This is a genomic window from Flavobacterium sp. RSB2_4_14, assembly GCF_051547085.1.
Classification (GTDB): Bacteria; Bacteroidota; Bacteroidia; order Flavobacteriales; family Flavobacteriaceae; genus Flavobacterium.
This window is the reverse complement of the sequence record NZ_JBPTTL010000001.1, coordinates 1,116,162-1,137,700: the sequence shown is the minus strand read 5'-3', so window position 1 is coordinate 1,137,700 and position 21,539 is coordinate 1,116,162. Positions and strand designations below refer to the sequence as shown.

Annotated in this window: 19 protein-coding genes and 4 tRNA genes; 1 reads left to right on the top strand and 22 read right to left on the bottom strand. The window is 33.7% G+C overall.

Annotation, left to right across the window (positions count from 1 at the left end; all coding sequences use genetic code 11):
- Positions 1-6 precede the first annotated feature (6 nt).
- The 15 genes from nusG to ACSVH2_RS05120 form a co-directional block, all read right to left on the bottom strand.
- Positions 7-558 carry a transcription termination/antitermination protein NusG gene (gene nusG, locus ACSVH2_RS05190; protein ID WP_438092086.1) on the bottom strand — a complete coding sequence of 184 codons (552 nt, stop codon included), beginning with the start codon at positions 556-558 and terminating at the stop codon, positions 7-9.
- 10 nt (positions 559-568) lie between these two features.
- Complete coding sequence (secE, locus tag ACSVH2_RS05185) at positions 569-766, bottom strand: preprotein translocase subunit SecE (protein ID WP_438092085.1); 198 nt, start codon at positions 764-766, stop codon at positions 569-571.
- An 18-nt stretch (positions 767-784) separates the two neighbouring features.
- A tRNA-Trp gene (locus ACSVH2_RS05180) sits at positions 785-855 on the bottom strand.
- A gap of 58 nt (positions 856-913) precedes the next feature.
- Complete coding sequence (tuf, locus tag ACSVH2_RS05175; RefSeq protein WP_342694420.1) at positions 914-2,101, bottom strand: elongation factor Tu; 1,188 nt, start codon at positions 2,099-2,101, stop codon at positions 914-916.
- A gap of 58 nt (positions 2,102-2,159) precedes the next feature.
- Positions 2,160-2,231 (bottom strand) — tRNA-Thr (locus ACSVH2_RS05170).
- Between the two features lie 62 nt (positions 2,232-2,293).
- Positions 2,294-2,378: transfer RNA gene (locus tag ACSVH2_RS05165), tRNA-Tyr, on the bottom strand.
- A 31-nt stretch (positions 2,379-2,409) separates the two neighbouring features.
- Positions 2,410-2,483: transfer RNA gene (locus ACSVH2_RS05160), tRNA-Thr, on the bottom strand.
- 91 nt (positions 2,484-2,574) lie between these two features.
- Positions 2,575-2,877, bottom strand: coding sequence for a ribosome hibernation-promoting factor, HPF/YfiA family (hpf, locus tag ACSVH2_RS05155; protein WP_438092084.1), 303 nt, complete (start codon positions 2,875-2,877; stop codon positions 2,575-2,577).
- A 32-nt stretch (positions 2,878-2,909) separates the two neighbouring features.
- Complete coding sequence (locus tag ACSVH2_RS05150) at positions 2,910-3,806, bottom strand: tyrosine-type recombinase/integrase (RefSeq protein ID WP_438092083.1); 897 nt, start codon at positions 3,804-3,806, stop codon at positions 2,910-2,912.
- A gap of 69 nt (positions 3,807-3,875) precedes the next feature.
- Entirely contained in the window at positions 3,876-4,070 is a 195-nt protein-coding gene (rpsU, locus tag ACSVH2_RS05145; RefSeq protein ID WP_438092082.1) for a 30S ribosomal protein S21, read from the bottom strand.
- 65 nt (positions 4,071-4,135) lie between these two features.
- Complete coding sequence (locus ACSVH2_RS05140; protein WP_438092081.1) at positions 4,136-4,441, bottom strand: hypothetical protein; 306 nt, start codon at positions 4,439-4,441, stop codon at positions 4,136-4,138.
- 8 nt (positions 4,442-4,449) lie between these two features.
- Entirely contained in the window at positions 4,450-5,619 is a 1,170-nt protein-coding gene (locus tag ACSVH2_RS05135; protein WP_438092080.1) for an acyl-CoA dehydrogenase family protein, read from the bottom strand.
- Between the two features lie 30 nt (positions 5,620-5,649).
- Complete coding sequence (locus tag ACSVH2_RS05130) at positions 5,650-6,513, bottom strand: ComEA family DNA-binding protein (RefSeq protein ID WP_438092079.1); 864 nt, start codon at positions 6,511-6,513, stop codon at positions 5,650-5,652.
- 20 nt (positions 6,514-6,533) lie between these two features.
- Positions 6,534-6,761, bottom strand: coding sequence for a PspC domain-containing protein (locus ACSVH2_RS05125; RefSeq protein WP_438092078.1), 228 nt, complete (start codon positions 6,759-6,761; stop codon positions 6,534-6,536).
- Between the two features lie 309 nt (positions 6,762-7,070).
- Positions 7,071-8,339 carry a DUF2851 family protein gene (locus ACSVH2_RS05120; protein WP_438092077.1) on the bottom strand — a complete coding sequence of 423 codons (1,269 nt, stop codon included), beginning with the start codon at positions 8,337-8,339 and terminating at the stop codon, positions 7,071-7,073.
- A gap of 107 nt (positions 8,340-8,446) precedes the next feature.
- Here ACSVH2_RS05120 and ACSVH2_RS05115 point away from each other — a divergent pair, with 107 nt between their 5' ends.
- Positions 8,447-10,048 (top strand): PNGase F N-terminal domain-containing protein, encoded by a 1,602-nt coding sequence (locus ACSVH2_RS05115; RefSeq protein WP_438092263.1) that lies wholly within the window; start codon positions 8,447-8,449, stop codon positions 10,046-10,048.
- Positions 10,049-10,087: 39 nt separating this feature from the next.
- On the opposite strand, the gene ACSVH2_RS05110 is transcribed toward ACSVH2_RS05115, so the two are convergent.
- The 7 genes from ACSVH2_RS05110 to ACSVH2_RS05080 form a co-directional block, all read right to left on the bottom strand.
- Complete coding sequence (locus ACSVH2_RS05110) at positions 10,088-10,258, bottom strand: hypothetical protein (RefSeq protein WP_438092075.1); 171 nt, start codon at positions 10,256-10,258, stop codon at positions 10,088-10,090.
- On the bottom strand, positions 10,259-10,834 hold the full coding sequence (locus tag ACSVH2_RS05105; RefSeq protein ID WP_438092074.1) for a zeta toxin family protein: 576 nt from the start codon (positions 10,832-10,834) through the stop codon (positions 10,259-10,261).
- Positions 10,835-10,837: 3 nt separating this feature from the next.
- Positions 10,838-12,199, bottom strand: a complete 1,362-nt coding sequence (locus tag ACSVH2_RS05100; RefSeq protein WP_438092073.1) for a pyridoxal-phosphate dependent enzyme — start codon at positions 12,197-12,199, stop codon at positions 10,838-10,840.
- 110 nt (positions 12,200-12,309) lie between these two features.
- Positions 12,310-14,241 carry a putative porin gene (locus ACSVH2_RS05095; RefSeq protein ID WP_438092072.1) on the bottom strand — a complete coding sequence of 644 codons (1,932 nt, stop codon included), beginning with the start codon at positions 14,239-14,241 and terminating at the stop codon, positions 12,310-12,312.
- 361 nt (positions 14,242-14,602) lie between these two features.
- Positions 14,603-16,465, bottom strand: coding sequence for a S8 family serine peptidase (locus ACSVH2_RS05090; RefSeq protein ID WP_438092071.1), 1,863 nt, complete (start codon positions 16,463-16,465; stop codon positions 14,603-14,605).
- 105 nt (positions 16,466-16,570) lie between these two features.
- Positions 16,571-18,364: a RagB/SusD family nutrient uptake outer membrane protein gene (locus ACSVH2_RS05085; protein WP_438092070.1), complete on the bottom strand. Its 1,794-nt coding sequence runs from the start codon at positions 18,362-18,364 to the stop codon at positions 16,571-16,573.
- 23 nt (positions 18,365-18,387) lie between these two features.
- Positions 18,388-21,456, bottom strand: a complete 3,069-nt coding sequence (locus ACSVH2_RS05080; RefSeq protein WP_438092069.1) for a SusC/RagA family TonB-linked outer membrane protein — start codon at positions 21,454-21,456, stop codon at positions 18,388-18,390.
- Positions 21,457-21,539: the final 83 nt, after the last annotated feature.

The window sequence follows — 21,539 nt, the reverse complement described above, 5'->3', positions numbered from 1 at the left end:
AACAAATTATACTTTTTCAACTTGCATAAAAGCTAATTCTAATGGTGTCTTTCTTCCGAAAATTTTCACCATCACTTCTAGCTTACGCTTTTCTTCGTTGATTTTCTCAATAGTTCCATTGAAACCATTAAAAGGACCATCAACAACTTTTATTGTTTCTCCAATAATGTAAGGGATGTTTTGAGTGTCTGTATTGACAGCTAACTCATCCACTTTTCCTAACATTCTGTTCACTTCAGATAACCTTAAAGGAACTGGATCACCACCTTTAACTTCGCCTAAAAAACCAATAACACTTGTAATTGATTTGATGATATGAGGAATTTCTCCAGTCAAATTAGCTTCAATCATAACATAACCAGGAAAATATACTTTATCCTTTGCTATCTTTTTACCGTCTCTTACTTGTACTACTTTCTCAGTAGGAACAAGCACTTGAGAGATATAATCTGTCAAGCCAAGTCTGTTAATCTCGGTTTCAATATAAGCTTTTACCTTATTTTCTTGACCACTAACAGCTCTAACGACATACCATTTTTTTACATTATTATCAGCCATTTCAAAGAAATTATGGTTTCAACCAATTAAAAAATCCTGCAATTGATTTAGCAAAAAGCTCATCAACACCCCAGGTTGCTAAGGCGAAAACAATTGAAAAAACAGCCACTGTAATAGTGTACTTTTGAACCTCAGCCCATTCTGGCCAAGTTACATTTGACTTTAATTCTTCAAATGCCTCTGATATATAATTAACAATTTTTGCCATTGTAAATAGTTTGTTTTGCACGGGCGGGAGGATTCGAACCACCATCAACGGTTTTGGAGACCGCTATTCTACCCTTGAACTACGCCCGTTTATTAAAAACCAGTGTCGTCATAAAGACAACGACACTGGTAATATAGTTTATAGGTATTAGTCTAAAATTTCAGTAACCTGACCTGCACCAACTGTTCTACCACCTTCACGGATAGCGAAACGTAAACCAATATTTAATGCAATAGCACTTAATAAAGATACTTCAATGGTTAAGTTGTCTCCTGGCATAACCATTTCAACACCTGTAGGTAAAGTAATAACTCCTGTTACGTCAGTTGTACGTACATAAAACTGTGGACGGTAGTTATTGTGAAATGGTGTATGACGACCACCTTCTTCTTTTTTCAAGATATAAACCTCAGCTTTGAATTTAGCATGTGGTTTAACAGAACCTGGCTTACAAATAACCATTCCTCTTTTGATATCTTCTTTTGCAACACCTCTTAACAAGATACCTGCATTATCTCCTGCCTCACCTCTATCAAGGATTTGACGGAACATTTCAATACCAGTTACTGTAGAAGTTAATTTCTCAGCACCCATACCGATGATTTCAACTGGATCTCCTGTATTACAGATACCTGTTTCGATACGACCTGTAGCAACAGTTCCACGACCAGTAATAGTAAATACGTCTTCAACTGGCATCAAGAAAGGTTTTGCAACATCTCTTTCTGGCTCTTGAATCCAATTATCAACAGCTTCCATCAATTCAAGAATTTTTGGAGTCCAAGCTGGATCGTTATTCAATCCACCTAAAGCTGAACCTTGAACAACAGGACTATTATCACCATCATAATCGTAGAATGACAATAAATCTCTGATTTCCATTTCAACTAATTCTAATAATTCTGCATCATCAACCATATCCACTTTGTTCATGAATACAACAATTCTAGGAATACCTACTTGGCGTCCTAAAAGGATGTGCTCACGTGTTTGTGGCATTGGTCCGTCAGTTGCAGCTACCACTAGTATAGCACCATCCATTTGAGCAGCACCAGTAACCATGTTTTTTACGTAATCCGCGTGACCAGGACAGTCAACGTGTGCGTAGTGACGATTAGCAGTTTCATACTCAACGTGTGATGTATTAATAGTAATACCTCTTTCTTTTTCTTCTGGAGCATTATCAATTTGATCAAATGATTTTGCTTGACAGTAACCTGCATCAGACAATACTTTAGTAATTGCTGCAGTTAAAGTTGTTTTTCCGTGGTCAACGTGCCCAATTGTTCCAATGTTTAAGTGGGGCTTGTTACGGTTAAAATTTTCTTTTGCCATTTTAGTTAATTTTTAATCTTAGTTTATATATATTTAGTGTTCAAATTATACAATTTTGAGCCAACTACGGGAATTGAACCCGTGACCTCTTCCTTACCAAGGAAGCACTCTACCCCTGAGCTAAGTCGGCTTGAGCCTAGTTCAGAAGTTAGAACTTAAGAATTCAAAAAAACTCTTATTTCTAAATTCTTTTGGTGGGGAGAGCAGGATTCGAACCTGCGAAGACGTAGTCAGCGGATTTACAGTCCGCCCTCGTTGGCCGCTTGAGTATCTCCCCAACTTTTTTTATCGTTAAACCCTATATTTAGAGCCGGCGGAGGGACTCGAACCCACGACCTGCTGATTACAAATCAGCTGCTCTAGCCAACTGAGCTACGCTGGCATTAGCAATAAAAAAAGTCCGCTATTTCTAACGGACTGCAAATGTATGATATTTATCGTTTAATCAAAACATTTTTTTAAAAAAAATTAAATTATATATGTGTTCTAATTTTTTCCTTTCTTTTTATCAATAATCGCTCTAGAGACTCTGAAGATAACTCCACTGCTTCCTCAAATGTTTTACATTGTTTCTTTACCATAAAATCGTCTCCAGGGACATGAATTTTTATCTCTACAATTTTATTTTCTTTTTCACTAGTCTTTTCCACCTTCAAAAAAACATCTGACGAAACCAATTTATCATAATATTTTTCCAATTTCCCAAGTCGTTCTTGGATGAAATCAACTAGTTTTTTGTCGGCAGTAAAATTTACTGCATGAACATTTACCTTCATATTCAAATTTTTAATGGTTAAACTTTCTAAAATTACTTTTTATTTCTCGGATGAGCATTCCCATAAACTTTTTTAAGCGCAGCTAAACTACTGTGAGTATAGACTTGGGTGGAGGCCAAACTAGAATGTCCTAGCAATTCTTTAACTGAATTTATATCTGCCCCGTTATTTAGTAAGTGAGTCGCAAAAGTATGCCTTAGTATATGCGGACTTCTCTTTACCTTCTCTGAGACATTACTAAAGTAATAATTAATTAATCGATACACAAATGAATCACTCAATTTAACACCTTTAATTAGAAGAAAAAAATACTCTTCATCAATAATCTCTTGTAAACTAGCTCTTTTCAATAAATATAATTTTACCTGTTGCGCCACTATGGGTAACATCGGAATTATCCTTTCCTTATTTCTTTTTCCCAATACCTTAATAGTATTATTTCCTAAATCAACATTTTGAGTTTTCAAGTGAATCAATTCGGTTCTTCTAATTCCTGTGGTGTAAAACAACTCAATAATTAATTTATCACGCATCCCATCAAAGTCATCAGTATAAACTAATTGATTCAAAACCAAATCAAGTTCTTTTTCTGAAAAAGGGATTTGCAATTTTTTGGGTGATTTTAAGGCTTTGTGTTTTAAAAGCGGACTCGTTTCAATTTGCTTGGTTTTTAACAAAAATTTGTAAAACGATTTTAAAGAACTTATTTTTCGGTTTATGGAAGAATTAGAAAGCCCATCATCGGATAACGAAACAATCCAAGACCTGATTTGAGGATAATGAACAGAAAGTAAATCAGCATCATCAAATTGACTCGACAAAAAAGTTTCGAAAAAACAAATATCATTACTATAAGCGGTAACGGTATGCAGAGAATAATTTTTCTCTAACAACAAATAATCTTGAAACTTATTTTTAAAATTTTCCATAAAAAAAACCGCTGACATCAAAGTTAGGAAACTTTAAGTAACAGCGGTTATATCTTGTAAGGAATTTAATTATCCTTCAATATTGTCTCTCATGTTTTGAATGTAAGCAGCTTTTTGAACTTGTGCTCTTCTAACAACTGAAGGTTTAATGAAAGCCTGACGTGAACGCAACTGACGAACAGTTCCAGTTTTGTCAAATTTTCTTTTATAGCGCTTTAATGCTCTATCGATATTTTCTCCGTCTTTAATTGGTATAATTAACATAATATAGACACCTCCTCTCGTTAAGGGTGCAAAAGTACTATTTATTTTGGATTATAAATTATGAATTATGAATTATTTTTTAAGAAGATTTTCTGAAGCAATCCAATAATTAGAATTAAGATAGAAAAAGGAATTGAAAAAACACACATCATTACCCAACCTGGACCACATCGCATACCACTATCCTTATCTAAATACATCAATATCCAAAACAATACAAATGCTATAATATATTCTGAAATAAACACTAAAAGAGTAAACACAAAATGATTAACTTTTAACCATCCCGAAGCGGATTTGATTCCGAATTTGAATTGGATATAAACTGGTATAAAGAGTATTATTAAAGTAAGAATCGGAATTATTCCCATTTAAAAAATTATTTTACCGCCGGTTGATAACTTTGCTTATCAATAATCATTTTTGATAAAATTTCTCTAAGAATTTCTGAAGTTCCACCGCCTATTGGTCCTAAACGACTATCTCTTAACAAACGCGCCATGGGATATTCTTCCATATAACCATAACCACCTAACATTTGCAAACAACTGTAAATAGCTTCATCGGCTACTTTTGTAGATTTTAATTTAGCCATAGTAGCTTCTTTGACCACATACTCTCCTTGGTTTAATCGAGCAACAGCCGCATAATTAAATATTTTACAATGTTCTACTTCGGTAGCATGATCAACCATAGTATGACGTAAAGCCTGAAAAGTGTTTATTTTTTTTCCAAAGGCTTCGCGTTGCGACATATAATCTATAGTATAGTCCAAAGCATATTCAGCTCTGGCATGCGCATTGATAGCCATAATCAAACGCTCTAAAGCGAAATGTTGCATGATGTAGGGAAATCCTTTACCAACTTCTCCCATTAAATTTTCTGCAGGAATTTCAACATTGTCAAAGGAAATCTCAGCAGTATCAGACGCTCTCCATCCTAATTTATCTAACTTAGTAGCAGATACACCTTTTAAATTGGTATCCATCAAAAAAATACTAATGCCTTTATTTCCTAACTCTGGACTTGTTTTAGCAGCAACCACATAATAATCGGCATAAACACCATTGGTTATAAATGTTTTAGATCCATTGATAATATATTTATCGCCTTTTTTAACAGCTGTGGTTCGCATACCGGCGACATCACTTCCTCCAAAAGGCTCTGTAAGACACAAAGCCCCAATTTTTTCTCCTGCAATACTTGGCGCCAAATAATCTTGCTTTATTCTTTCGTCACCTTCAGCATTCAGATGCGTCATGGCTAAATAAGCATGTGCCCAAATAGCAGCAGCAAAACCTGAAGATTTGATTTTTTGAAGCTCCTCTAATAAAACAACAGTGTAAAATAAATCTAAATTCATTCCACCATATGCTTCTGGATAAGCTATTCCAAAAAAGCCCATATCCCCAAACTTTTTCCATATAAAACGCTCGATGGTTCCGGTTTTTTCCCATTTTTCAATGTGTGGGACTACTTCTTTTTGCAAAAAATCTTGCAAACTCTTTCTAAACAATTCGTGTTCTTCGGTAAAATATGTTGAATTCATATAAATAAGGCTGTTTTTTTGAGCTATTTTTTAGAATTCCAAATATAAGGCAATAATTTTGACTTTATCAACAGGAAAACCCTTAATTTTTGTTAAATCCTCAGTTTTGATATCGCCATTCATACTTCTATAAATGACAATATCTTTGGCCAAAGCATATCTGAAAAAAGGGAATTGGGATAATTCTTTAACCGAAGCCGTATTGATATTAATTTTTTTAATACTCGGAACCGATTTTACAACAAAATTTTTATTCAGATTTTCAAGGACTTCTGGCGATAAACCCCAAACATACTGCAACTGTTCCATACTCACAAATCCACCATATTTTTCCTTTTCTGTCAAAATTCTATCGGAAATTTTATCACCAATACCATAAATTTTCATCAAATCTTCTTTTGTGGCTTCATTGATATCGAGTACCACAATCTTTTCGGGTTTTGCTGCATATTTTTTTTCAAAGGGTTGGTAATTACTTTTTTTATTTTTTACCCAATCTGGAAATTTAAAAAAAGGAGAAATCACTTTTAATAAGGAATCGGAAACTTTAGTCACAGCTTGAAACTCTTCGGCAGAATTGACAAATTTATTTTGTTTTCTATATGCCAATAATCTGTCAATTTCTTCAACCGACATACCTAGTTTATATCCTTTGAAATCGGAAATAAAATTGGGATTGAAAGGGTAAATAGTAGGTTTATAATTGACACTTTGAAGTTTTAAACTATCAATAGCACTTTGCTTGGACAACCAAGCTTGTTGTTCCTTATCCTGAATTTCATAAGAACCAAAATCGACAAAAAAGTAAACACTTTGCGCCACAAGTATCAAAAGGAAGAACAATATAATTCCTATCCGTTGACTTTTTGAATAATTCAAAAAAGAGTGAATCATAATAAAAGAAACGTTTTAATTTATAAATCAAAGACAGATGTTCTTTTTCCGCGTATCAAATCTTTCAATCTAATCCAAAAAGCTAAAGTCAAATAAACCCCAAAACCTAATCCAGCGGTAACAAAAGAAATATAAATAAAAAACAAACGCACATTTGAAGCACGCATACCCAACCTGTCCGCCAAACGAGAAGACACATGAAATCCATGCTTTTCGAAAAAATATTTTAATTGTAAAACGGGTGACATAAGCTTACGGTATAAATGTTAACAACATAGAAACATAGTTTATTCTTTTGGTATTTTTATTGGTTCTATCACTAAAACAGTCGATTATTAAAAACTTAACATTTAGTAAATGTAAAATAACAAACTAAAACCATTAAGAAATTAAGGAAATTAAGACTTAATGAAACTTAATTAATCTTAATGGTTTTACTATCTATTTATATTTTAAACAGAAAAAACCACTCAAATTATGGTAGAACCTTTTTTTTAATAATCTTTTTACCTTCATTAATACTCTATATTTTTCTATGTGATAAATTAAAAATAAAATTACTCTTTTAATAATTGAATTCCAATAGCGCACTGCAAACATTTACTGTGATTACAATAATCATTTTTCAAAGCCAGCAATGACTGTGTGTCAAAAGCATTATTCGACTTAATTCCAAAATGTGAAAATTTCTCAATTATGTTATTTTTTTCTGGAGAAATAGTTCGAAACAACGCCAGTAGTTCTTCTGAAATTTCCTTACCTAGACTTTTAGCATACACAAACTGAATAGGAACAATAGTATTGATAAGCAATAAATCGACAAACGATTTTGAAAACTGCTTTTTCTTTTTGGGACTTTCTTTATCAAATTGATAATGGGTTTGCCAGTAATCCGAAACAGATATGTCAAATAGTTTATAAAACTCTTGAAGATTTTTAGCGCCAATTATTTGTGAAAATAAATTATGCTGTTTGTGATACAACATCGCCAATTGTGCCAAACGAATAGTCGGAAAATTATCTGGACGATGTTTGAAAAACTGAACGGGTTCAATTACTACACTTTTTAATTGGTGTTTCTGAACCATATAGTCAAATCGAGTTTTCAATTCTTTGGCATACAAATCTTCAACTTCCAAGGGTAATAAATCGGCTCGACCAAAAAACAATGCTTCCAAGTTTTCAACCTCAAAACGCTCTTTTCTGACTACAGAAAACGGAATAGATTTTGCCACTTTCAAAAAAATATCCCCATTGGTATTCAGTCCAAAATTCTTGGCCAACATATAAAACAAAACAGCTTCCCAATCATTTTCGGTTTCTTGCAAAAGTTGTTGAATAGGAATGGACTTTCGCTCTAAACGTTCAAAAAACAATCGTTCTTGCCAATTTCGCAAAACAAAATCATCGACAGTTTTGATTTGATTTTCACAATAAATCCAACTCTTCTGCGAAGTCAATTCTTGATAACTGTGCAATACTTCATTGGAAACAAAATGCTTGAGTTCCAAAACGGGTAACTCCGAATTGTCTTTTCTGAAAATAGGCGTGTCATGTTCCCAAACCACATGCAGAATAACACTGTCATAAGCGGAATCTTTTTCGTGATGGTGCAAATACCAATCAGAAGATTTGACATGGATTTCTACATTTCCTGCCCACTTTTGAGTGCCAATAACTAGTTGCGCATTAAAAAAATCAGGACCAGCTAACTGTAAATACTGACCACAGTTAATAATAGTAAGCGGTTCTCCCGAAACCGTAGTTAGGTTGGAAAAGGTAAACTTCTTATATTGCCATACATAATGAAGAAAATCTTCTTTCACGATTTCTCAATTTTAAAACCAAAGTAAGAAATTTACTTTTATATTAAAAACTATTACCATGAAAAATTTGATTTTAATTTTTACTCTTCTGATTTTTTGGAACAACAATAGCACAAAACTACAAAATTACCTACTCGAAAAGTACCAACGGAAGTTTACTAGAAAACCAAGATGCAGTTTTAGTTTATACCAATGAGAGCAATACACTATTGACAACCCAAAATATTATAAGTCAAAAAGCAGCGTTTCCTTTTGAACAAACCTATATAGATAGAAAAACATCTTCAATTCTTCAAATCGCAAAACTGCATTACAAAGACATTATTAAAACAATGGATAGCGCTTCTTTAGCCAAGCAGACTTTTGAACACCTAAACGACACTAAAAAAATCTTAGGCTATAATTGTAAAAAGGCTAAAACCATAGTCAACTCAAATACTATTGAATTTTGGTACACTGACGAATTAAAAGTAAAAGGTTCTCCAACGGTTTTGGGACAAAATTTAGGATTAGTTTTGGAAATGGTTCGCAATGGCAACTTTGTGATTGCTGCAACCAAAGTGGAAAAAGTAAAATTCTTTCCACAGATTGAAATATCAATAAACAATGTTGATGGATTGACCTACAAAGATTTGCTTTGGAAAAGTCGTTTCACAACAATTTCCGTTTTCAAAGAGCAAATCATTAATTTTTCGGATGCTTCCAAGTCCAATGATAGTATTCTTCGTTTTGCCAACGGAACAATTGCCGTTCGAAAAATAAAAATCCCTGAAATAAAACTCGGAAGTCAGATTTTTGTGGACATAACCGAAGAATCCAATGGCGATGCCTATGACAGAACAGGTTCATTTTTTATCATCCCAACAGACAAATCGAATTCGTTTTTAGAAGGATTGCAAAAAGGAGTGAAATCATTACCAATTTACAACAATGGAAATGGCAAAAACTATCAAGGTGTGGTAGCCAATGAAAATTATAATCCTGTGGTAGAACTAATGCGATTCTTTACGCCTTTTGGTGTGAAACAATACAACACGCTGCAACTAAAGGATAAAACGTGGGCAGAAAATGTACTCTACCGTCAGGATATTTCAGAAATGAGAACGATGTTGAGCGATAAAGAGGTTTGGTTGGGAATAAACATTGGCAATTATGACAAAGGTGGACACAAAGTTACCGCGAATATCACTATTCACAATGAAGAAGAAGCCAAAACCAAACCAAATCAAATTGTACCACTTTTTTGTACCAATAACATTATGGAAATGGCAGGACAAGAATATGGTACGATGTTCAATACTGATAAAGGATTAATAGTTACTTTCAAATTAGACAAACCGATGAAAAATGTCAAGCTGCGTTATATCACAACCGGTCATGGTGGTTGGGAAAACGGCGATGAATTTGTACCAAAAAAGAATTCGATTTTCTTAGATGATAAAGAAATTTTTAGCTTTACTCCTTGGCGACAAGATTGTGGTTCGTACCGATTATCCAATCCGGCATCGGGGAATTTTCCAAACGGATTATCATCATCCGATTACAGCAGAGCCAATTGGTGTCCGGGAACAGTAACCAATCCAATCTTTATTGACTTAGGCGATTTAGAAGCTGGAAATCATTCCATTCAAATAAAAATCCCACAAGGATTACCCGAAGGAAATAGTTTCAGTTCGTGGAATGTTTCGGGTGTTTTGATTGGGGAATAAAAAAACCTGCAAATTTGCAGGTTGTCATTTTTTTCAGAATTATAATTTGTGTAATTCAGAGGCTTTAACGGTGATAATCTTACCTTCTCGCATAATTACTACCGATTGATTTTTTTCAATTTTAGATTGTATCATTCTTTCAGAAGATAATTTTAATCCTTTGATAACTTTATCTATGAAACTAGAATGATTTGTTTTTTTAGTTTTCATCTAAATACAATTAGTTTTAAGTAACTCCCAAGCGTCGTGTTGAAAAATAAATTGTTCATCAGAATTACCTCTTGCAATTAAATCTGGTAACTCCTCGGAATTATCAAAAACAGCCCACTCATCACACAAAGGTAAATATATTTTGAATAAATTGTCAATACCTCGTTTATATCTTCTTGCAATTACATCAGTTGGAATATCATGTCCACCTTCTGAAACTCTAATAGCGACTCTTTTAATAGCCATTTCAATTGACGGCAACCAGAAAAACAATAACTTGACAGTGTAGCCATTTGAAATCGCTTTTTCTAATTTACGCTTATACGTTTTGGTGGCAAGCGTAGTTTCAAAAGCAAAATTTTCGTTAGTTGATAATAAAAACTCTATGCGTTCAAGCATAATTCTTCCAGCTTCGAAAGCAACTTTTTCGGGTTGAAAAGGCGAAAGTCCTTTGGCTATCTCATCAGCATTGACAAATTCTTTACAATCTAAAATCTCGGGCAAAATAGTAAACGAAGCGGTAGTTTTTCCAGCACCATTACATCCAGCGATAATATAGATGACTTTTTCTTTCAAGATTTATTTAATCGAACTAATAATATCGTGCTTAGTAATAATGTGATGCTTTCCATTGCCTAAATCCACTAAAACCGCTTGATTGTCTTTGTTGATGAGCTTTGAAATTTCCTCTATCGGTGCATTGGCATTGACAATAGGATACGGTTTACCCATAATGTCTTTGATAGGTTTATCGGCCATGTCCTTATCTTCTACATAACTTCGGAACAAATCGGTTTCGTCCAAACTTCCCACAAATCCAGTAGTATCAATCACCGGAATTTGAGAAATTTTATATTTTTTCAATCGTTCAATGGCATGAGAAACCAATTCCTCAGTACGAACAACAACTAATGGTTTGTCGATGTGATCTTTAATAACATCTTGCGCGGTAGTAATCTCTTCTTCTAAAAAACCTCTTTCACGCATCCAATCATCGTTGAACATTTTACCAACATAACGGCTTCCGCTATCATGAAACAACACCACGACCACATCTTCGGGTTTGAAATGTTCTTTCAGTTGGTGCAATCCTTTGACACAAGCACCAGCTGAATTGCCCACAAATATGCCTTCTTCTAGCGCAATTCTTCTTGTGTAAACCGCAGCGTCTTTATCGGTTACTTTAGTGAAACCATCGATGAGTGAGAAGTCAACATTTTTTGGAAGTATATCTTCACCAATGCCTTCGGTAATATAAGAGTAGATTTCGTTTTCGTCAAAAATGCCCGTTTCGTGGTATTTTTTAAACACAGAACCATAGGTGTCAATTCCCCAAATTTTAATATTTGGATTTTTTTCTTTTAAATATTTAGCCACACCAGAGATTGTTCCGCCAGTTCCAACGCCTACGACAAAATGAGTGACTTTCCCATCGGTTTGTTCCCAAATTTCTGGACCCGTTTGTTCATAATGAGCAACAGCATTACTCGGATTATCATATTGATTGACATACCATGAATTTGGAATCTCTGTTCCTAACCTTTTAGAAACCGAATAATAGGAACGCGGATCGGTTGGTTCCACATCGGTTGGGCAAACAATTACTTTGGCACCAACAGCACGAAGAATATCCATTTTCTCTTTGGATTGTTTGTCGGTAATCACAAAAATACATTTGTAACCTTTTACGATTGCCGCTAATGCTAATCCCATTCCGGTGTTTCCAGAAGTTCCTTCTATAATTGTACCTCCAGGTTTTAGTCTTCCGTCGGCTTCAGCATCTTCCACCATTTTTAGAGCCATTCTATCTTTGGTAGAATTTCCAGGATTGAAAGTCTCTACCTTGGCCAATACCAAAGCGTCAATTCCTTCTACAACTTTGTTTAGTTTTACTAACGGAGTGTTTCCGATGGTTTCTAAAATATTTTTGGCGTATTTCATTCGTTTTATTTATCGTTTTATGATTTCATACTTTCACAAGCCCAAACCATTGTAAAGTTTACTTTTTTTGATGAAACAAAGATATTGAATATATGAATGTTCGTAAATTATTATTGGAAGAAATTCCAAACTAATCCGAAGCGAACTATAAAGTCTCTGTAGGGATAATTGGGCGCATTATAAAAGATATTTCCCGTAAAGCTCGAATTAAAATGTTCAGCTTTAAGGAAAATTCGAGTTTGTCGAATTCGAGCATTTATAAAAAAATCAAACATGGGAAAAGCACCAATTTCTCTTTCATTTTGCACAAAAGCTTCGGTGATTACAGGGTTGTAATCGTTGGCATAATATTTTGAAAAATAATTAAAGATAATTCCGGTTTGCAAAAACAACGCTTTTTTGAAGAAATAATCCGTAAAATACAGCGTATTTCGGGTAACAAATTGCGGCACATTGAGTATAGCTTCTTCTTGATCCACTTGTTGGTAAAGGAGTGTATTGTCTAAGGCAAATTTTCCCCATTTAAATTCTTTACTGGCTTTTACAGTGAGATAATTAATAGTATTGGCATATTGTTTTGGCGAAATGAGCTGTGTTCTTACCGGCGAGGCATCTCGGCTGAAATACAAATGGTCATCCATAGAAGTGATTTGCAAAGAAGCATCGAACCATTGCGTTTTTGCCGTAGCTTCTAAACTATTTATTTTCTCGTTCTTAAAATCATTATACCAATTGTAGCTCAAATAACTGCTTTGGCTCAAATTATAAATATGATCTGGAATTTTAGTGAGCATTTGGTATTGAAAAATAAACTGGTTTCTTTCGTTCAATTGGTATTTCAATTTCGCATCAAAATTGGATAACGACTGATTGGTAACTGAATTAGAGTACACAAAAGTGCCATTCCATTTGTTCTTTCTGTATTCATATTGTCCTCCAATAGTATTTATCTCGTCACTCAGAGCATTTGGTACTGCACCTGTATCCAAAATTAAAATGGAATCGTAATAAAAATTGTATCTGAAATCTTCAACAAAGAATTGGAATTTACCCAACAAGGAATTTTCATATACTGCACCTACTTTGTTGTACAATCTATTGTAACGCGTTTGATCATTAATATCACTGTTTACGAAGGAATCACCAAAACGAAAAATTTGAGAGTCACCTACTGTTGAAGGAACTGTTTTTTGGTTGTACTCAAAATATTTATACTCATAATTGAATTGATGGGTTAGGTATAGATTATTGTTGGCATTTTTAGAATTGATTCTAAAATTATGGTCTAAAAAAACCCGATTTCCTTTTAAAAAAGATTTAGCATCATTGAGATAAACTTCTAATCGGGCACGATTATCAAACTCGGGATTTTCTCCTTCAAAATCCTCTATAGTGGTAATCCCTCCATTTTCTCCATTGGAAGTGTCTTGACCCGTGAAATGAAAATTGAGAAAATACCTTTTGTTCAGCGTATTATAACTGGTTGTAAACCTGAAATTACCTGCACTAGTCAATTGATTGATGTATTTACCCAAAGAACGCAAACCTTTATAGGCAATAGATACATTGAAGCGTTCAGAAAAATTGAGAGAAATAAATGCATCCAATGATTGACCTTGTTCCATTACGGTTTTAAAATACAACTCCGTGATGGGTGTGGCAACAGAATAATAATTAATATCATTCACTTGAAGATAATTAAAATGCTTACCCGAAAAACCAATTTCAGGGAAAGAACTATAATTTTTCTTACTATAATCTAACACCGTATAGGTTTGCCCTTCATTAGCAAAAGGCAACAAACCAAAAATATCCTTACGCAAATAGTTGTATTCATATTCCTTTTTAATGGTTAAGGAAGTATCTACATAAGTGGTATCTCTTTGCAAGGTTATAATCCTATATTGATCAAAGGCAGCTTTTGGTGCTTTTTTTGGTGGTCCATCTGAAGAATCAGTTGTTTTTGGATCGCCATTCTTTTGCACTTGAGACAACCCAATGGAAAAGGTCAATAAAAAAACAACTAAAATTAAGTTTCTCATTTGAATAAATTACAACGCAAAAATACACAAAACAATTTGGAATAAAATCATAAAAAAACCATCCCGATTGTGGAATGGTTTTTAGGATATATTGAAATATAATTTTATGACTATTTCACTGATACCAATTACCAAATATTAATAAAAAAATTTAAACACATAGAGATATAGCCATTTGAAACTTTATAAAGAATCTTCGATTTTCATAGTTATACATAGCTATGTGTAAATGAAATGCTCATGTTCCCTCTTTACATTCATTTTCTTCTATGTTTCTATGTGGTTATAAATTATATATAGAATGAAAAATAATTGTAAACATTTTGTTTATTGGAGTTAGTTACGGATTGTCATATAAAATTTATTGCTTGATAAATTTCTTAGTAACTGAATTATTTTCAGAAGTAAAGGTAACAAAATAAACCCCTGATGAAAGTGAAGCTACATTTATTGGAGCAGTACCAACTACATTTGAAGCTCTAAACACTTCCTTTCCTGAAATATCATGAATGTTAATAGATGAAATTTCGATATTATTTTTAATAGTGTAATTTAAAAAATCACTAGTTGGATTAGGATAAACAAAAATGCCATTTTCCAAACTGTAATTTGTAGTATTCAAACTTAAACCACTAACACCATTAGCAATCAAAGAAAAATTTTGTGATCCACCTACAAGCGTTCCTTTGTGGGTAACTTGAATGGTGTAAACACCTGGCTCAGCTCCTAAAATTTCAACTTTTTCAATATTATCTACATTATTTTCTGAGTCATTAGTGGCCCCTGCCGCTGGGTCAGTTACATTTAATTTCCAAGGAAAATAAGTAATACCATCTTTTAAAATTTTTAAATCCAAATTATTTCGCAATCTTGGAGTTCTATTATCCGTTTCATTACTAGCATTTGGTGAAGCTGTAGGATCAGTCCAGCATATAGTAGCAGCTATATCTTGTGAAGAAGTTATAGAAATTTCTTTAGTGAATACTTGTCCGTTTGCCAATGTGTTTTCTTGTAAAACTGTAGTAACATCTTTCCCAGAAATAATTCTAGCAGCTGCTTCAGCGTCGGCTAATCCCCAACCAAATTCATAATCTGGTCCTTGATTAATTCCAGCTTCTTTTGCTGAATGACACACTAAACCTCTTACAGTAGCAGACTTCATATACTCAGCATACAAATTATTATAATGTTGTTGTAATAACAAAACCATACCGGTTATAGCTGGAGTAGCCATCGAAGTACCTTGATAAGTAGAATAAGAAGAATTAGTTGGACCTGTAGAGGAACTTACCCCAACTCCTTTAGCAGAAATATCGGGTTTAATTCGACCATCATCCGTAGGACCAAAATTACTGAAAGATGACATAACCACACTAGAGTTGTCAATATAACTAGGAACTTCATTAACGGCAGCTACAATAATACTATTTTTGGCAAGACATCTACCAGTTAACATATCATAACCTCCTTTTAAAGGAACTTGGGGTAATGAAGTATTATTTCTATCATTACCTGCTGCAATGACCATAGTGTAATAAGGATTAGCATTAGCCAAATCATCAAATTCTACAGAACGTGCATCATAAGACCCAAATCTCCAGTTGGGAAAACTAGTAACAATATAACCATAAGAGTGATTAGAAACAATATTTCCATTAGCGGCAAAATCCAACATTTCAAGATAGTCATTTGTGAAATTATACGTTAATGCTGTCGCTTGATAAGCAATTCCTCTTCTCGTAGGACTTACACCAGTAGCCAATATAGTGCCACTAACATGTGTAGCATGATCACTCAAAGTTTGATTGTCATCTCCACCAAAAAATATTTTATCTCCTGTTAATTCTTGGTGTGTATCTCTAACTCTTCCACCTTCCCAAATACCTGTAAGCATTCCTGAACCAGTTAAATTTAATCCCATACTTCCACTTGGATATAATTTATTAGTCCCAATAGTTATTGCTGAACCTTGATTGTTAACAGTGTAAAAAATAGGAAATCCATCTTCAATGAACTGCAATGAGTTAGTTTCACTTTCCACAAAGGAATGTTCTTTTTTATATTGTGCTATCAATGCCTTTTGTTCTTGGTAATAGGCTTTAGCATTGTTTTTCAAAAGAGCAATTTTTTCTTGATCATAAGTAGCCTTAATTTTATTTTTATCGGCTATGGTTTGAGCAAACCCGGTAACAGAAATAAATAAGAATAAAATAAAATTTTTCATTTATAAGAGGTAAATAATTAAATAATAAAACAAATATATAAAATATAATGTTCAAAAAAAAAGCTACCTCGTAAGGTAGCTTTTATAATTTACTGAATTTTGATATTAATATCCAGGATTTTGTGTCGCTAAAATAGCACCATTAGCATTAGACTCTACCGTTGGTATTGGCAATGCAAAACGATAGTCAGTAACTGGTAAAGAACAAGCTCCATTAACTGCACAATCTTGTGGGTCTCTAAGAATACCTTCATTAGCAACACCACCAAGACGTTTTAAATCTAGGAAACGATAACCTTCACACATAAACTCAATTCTTCTTTCATTCAATACAGCTTTATAACCATCCGTTGCATTAGCAAAAACTGGTAACGGTTGTACTCTATTAGAACGTGCATCTCTTACAGCTTTAACAGCAGCAGCAGCACCAGCTAAATCACCAGTAGCTACTAAAGCTTCAGCTTTAATCAAATACATTTCAGATAATCTACAGATTTTCATATCGTTTACTAATAAACCATTGGTAGTAGTACCAGGGTATTTTCTGAAACAAAGTTTGTCTGTATTTCTAAAATCAGTACTTGTAGTGTAATTATAATCTATAATAGAAGTAGGGTGAACATTGGTAGTATAACGAATATCACCATAATTAGCTTTGGCAGCTATAGAAAGTCCAGTACCATTTGCACCAGCAAAATTAGCAGTAGCTGAAGTAGCCAATGTAGGATCTACGGTAAGGGTAATATTATCACCATTAACACTTTTAACATAATAAACTTTACCTCCTAGTAAGGAATTAGCAGGTGAAGTAGTTGTACCGTTAGTAGAAGTTGCATTTGCAGGTCTGCTAACAGTAGATACAAACATATCATTTACTTGTAGTGTATTTCCGGGAATAGTTAATGTAGTACCAGAAATAGCGGTAATAGTAAGGTTAGAAGCAGAAGAAAGGTTTGTAGTATTCAATACATTAAACAATGATCTTCCCACTTCATAAAAAGGAGAACCATTCAAAGTAGTGTTAACACTAGCCCAAATAGCACCTGTTCTTGTTTGTCCAGTTTGCTTTTTCAATTTGAAAATAACCTCAACACCAGCAGGGTTAGAGTCTGTGTGAAATACTGAAGGATAATTAGCAAAAGTAGCCAATGATAATCCAGGAGTATTAATAACTTGGTCAGCAAAAACAATAGCATTTGCATAATCACCTCTCAAAGCATTTACTCTTGCTTTCAAAGCAGTGGTAAAGTTTTTATTAGCAAATATAGGATTTGGTGCAGACGTCACAGTAGCATACAAAGCATCAGCTTCAGCTAAATCAGCATCAATTAAATCATAAACAGCACCATTAGTGGCTCTAACTCCTTTATAATTTGTAGGATATACATCATTAGAAATTATTGGTCCTAGCGCATTTCTGTCTTTTGGATTTGTTGAGAAATAAGCTAACAACTGGATGTGGCAGTGAGCTCTTAATGTATATGCCTCAGCTTTTAACCTATTAACCACTTGTTGGTCAGCAGCATCAACTGGAGTAAAATTATCTGCAAACTTGATAACGCGATTCACACGTGACAAACAATAATAATTTTGTGCCCATATGCTGTTAGGGGAATCAGAATCTGAATTCATTAAGAATGCATAATTATCATCCAAACCTTGTCCACCATTAGCATACCCAATACTAGCCTCATCTGTAAAAATTGAGCTAAATTCAATTTCACTTGAAGGAGTTAAAAGTACATAAGCGGCATTCATCAATTTCGCTAAATCACCACTTGATTGTACAGCTATATCCTCTGTTAATGCTCCAGGAGCAAAAGGATCCAGTAAATCTTCGTCACACGAGGTAACAAACAAACTGGCACCCAAAATAAAAAAACCTAAATATTTTTTCATATTTTTTATTATTTAATTATTGATTAAAATTTAATATCTACACCAAAACTGTAAATCTTAGGTGTTGGATATTGTCCTTGGTCAGCTGTTCTGTTACTCTCTGCGTCAAAACCTTGCCATTTAGTCCAAGTGTACAAGTTTTCACCTTGAACATAGAAACTTAAACCTGTCATGAAAGTTTTTTCAATAAACTTTTTAGGTAGTTTGTATCCAACTTGTAAGTAACGTAATCTTACATAAGAAGCATCTTTAAGGAATCTATCAGAGTTACCAGCGGCACCTAAATTAGAAGCGTTCAATGAAGGAACATTAGTATTTGTATTGGTTGGTGTCCATGCATTTAACAAATCATTTGTTACAACAAATTGTCCTAATTGTCCTGGATCATAAAAACCATCTAAATCAAAATCAAAACGAGTTACATCTTGAACGAAAGTGAAGTTACTAGAAGCAAAGAACCCTTTATAATCTAAATCAAATCCAAAAGCACCTTGATAAATTGGTGTAGCTGATTTACCTGTAGCAACTCTGTCAGTATCTGTACTTGGAGTTTCAGTTAAAGAACCATCTGCTGCAGTAAACAATAAATTACCGTTAGTTGGATTAACACCAGCATATGGGTAAACAAAATATTCATTTAATTGACTACCATTTTGAATTACTGTATTACCATTGATGATTCTACCATTGTTTGCAGTAACATTATCAATTGTATTTTTGTTTTTTGAAGCATTACCTCTTAATGTAAATTTAAAATTGTCATTTCTAACAACGTCATATGCCAAAGTCAACTCAACACCCTCATTAGTCATTTCGATTGGACTATTGTTAGAAACAGAAGGTGTACCTGTTACTGGAGAAGTTGGATTGTCTGGAAAAAACAAATCAGTAGTTACTCTGTTATAGTAATCGATTGTACCACGAGCTCTATTTTTGAAGAATTCAAAATCGATACCAACGTTCAATTGAGTAGTCGTTTCCCATTGTAAATTAGAAGGACCAAAGGAGATAGCGTAACTAGCTGCTCCATTGTATTGACCACCTACAGCAGCACTATTTGCATAAGTCTCCTGATACAAAGTAGGACTTGTTCCAGCCCACTCTGTACCTGGTTGTACTCTTTCATTTCCAGTCGTTCCATAAGAAGCTCTCAATTTTAGTACTTGAAAACCACTATCTTTCATGAAATCTTCTTTATTGATATTCCATCTTCCAGCTACAGACCAGAAACTACCCCAACGGTAATCTGAAGCAAATCGGCTTGTACCATCATAACGATAGGTTCCAACAACACCATATTTATCATTAAAATCATAATCCAATACTCCAAAATAAGAAATTAAATTATACTTTAATGCTGAAACACTTCCAGTAGGACCATAAAAATCATGAGCCGCAATATCTCCTAAATAACCTGCACCAGTATTAGGCACAAAAGTTCTTGGGTCAAGACCTCTTTGTCTTTGGTTATCAGCATTCACTTGAGAACCATAATATTCTGCATTTCCAAGTAAACTTACAGTATGTTTTTCTGCAAATTTTTTCGACCAACCCAATTGCCATAATTGATTGAAACGGAATTCTCTTCTTTGATTTACATCCTCAAATCCACCATACTCTGCAGCAGGGTTCAAAAATAAAAGGGCATTAAATGAAATTGGATCTTCAGATTGGGTAAATCTAGTTTGTATATTTTCAAATGAGGTTCTAGATTTAACGGTTACATTTTTAAATATTTCATAAGATAACTCAGCACCAGCACTCATTCTAATCTCATCGGTATTATTGTTATAAGTAGCCAATTTATCTATCAAGAATAAAGGAGTATACAATAGTGTACCATCATTATTATACAATTCAAAAACATCTTCTGAACCTGTATATTCATCAGGACTGATATATGGCGCTGACAAAGTAGCTCCTAAAACGTAGTTTCTATTAATGGCACCAGTTCCTAAACTAGTTGCTTCATTATTTTTAGAAAAACCTAAAGAGATGTTAGTAGAATAAGAAAACTTATCATTATTAGATTTTCCAGATAAATTGTTTCTTAGAGTAAAACGCTTAAGACCAGTAGTCTCTAATATACCTTCTTGATCAGTGTAACTTACCGAAGTATAGGAATTTAAATTTTTACCAGAAGATTCAATACTGAATTGATGATCAGTTGTTTTAGCTTTTCTAAAGAAATAATTTACCCAATCAGTATTGATACTGTAAGCATTAATTTCAGCATCTGTAAAAGGCAACCCAGTGGCAGGGTTTAAATTTCCTCTTCCAACACCATAAGTTCTTTCTAAAGTTAATAATTGTTTAGAGTTGGCGTAAGCATATTTAGCATCTTGTAACTCTGAATAACCAGTTGTTGTAGAATATCTAAAACTTGTTTTAGCATCTCCAGTTCCACCACGTTTTGTTTTAACAATAATTACACCCGCAGAACCTCTGTTACCATAAATAGCAGTAGCAGCAGCATCTTTCAAAACGGTAGCAGACTCAATATCTGATGGATTGATAGATCTAAAATTAGTAGAATTGGTTGGAATTCCATCGATCACATACAATGGATCGTTATTTCCATTTAGTGAACTTACTCCACGAATAAGTACTGTACTTCCAGCCCCAGGTTGTCCTGATCCTGAAGAAATATTCAAACCAGCAACTTGTCCTTGCAATGTTTGGATAAACGAAGCATTTGGACGGTTTTCGATAGTTTTAGCACTTACTGTTGATTGCGCAACCACAGTTGACGCTTTAGTAGTATTTCTATAACCCTCTACTACTACTTCTTCCAATTTAATACCATCACTTAAAGTAACAGCATAATTATTGGCTGCTCCTACGGTTACAGTAGAATTGTTGTAACCTGTAAAAGAAATTACTAAAACCTCTCCGGCTTTAGCTTTGATGCTGAATTTACCATCAAAATCAGCTTGCGCTGAACGAGTGGTACCTTTAACAACAACATTTGCTCCAGGAAGTGGTCCAGTTTTATCTGAAACAACTCCAGTTACAGTTTTCTCCTGTGCAAACGAAAACTGCATTGATAACGCTAGTAAAAGCGTAAAAATCCATTTGAACTTCGATCTCATATTAATTTTATTTGAGTTAGTTATTTTGCAAACTTCTTAATTATTTCTTAATTAACCAAATATTAACAACTAAATTTTAAAGA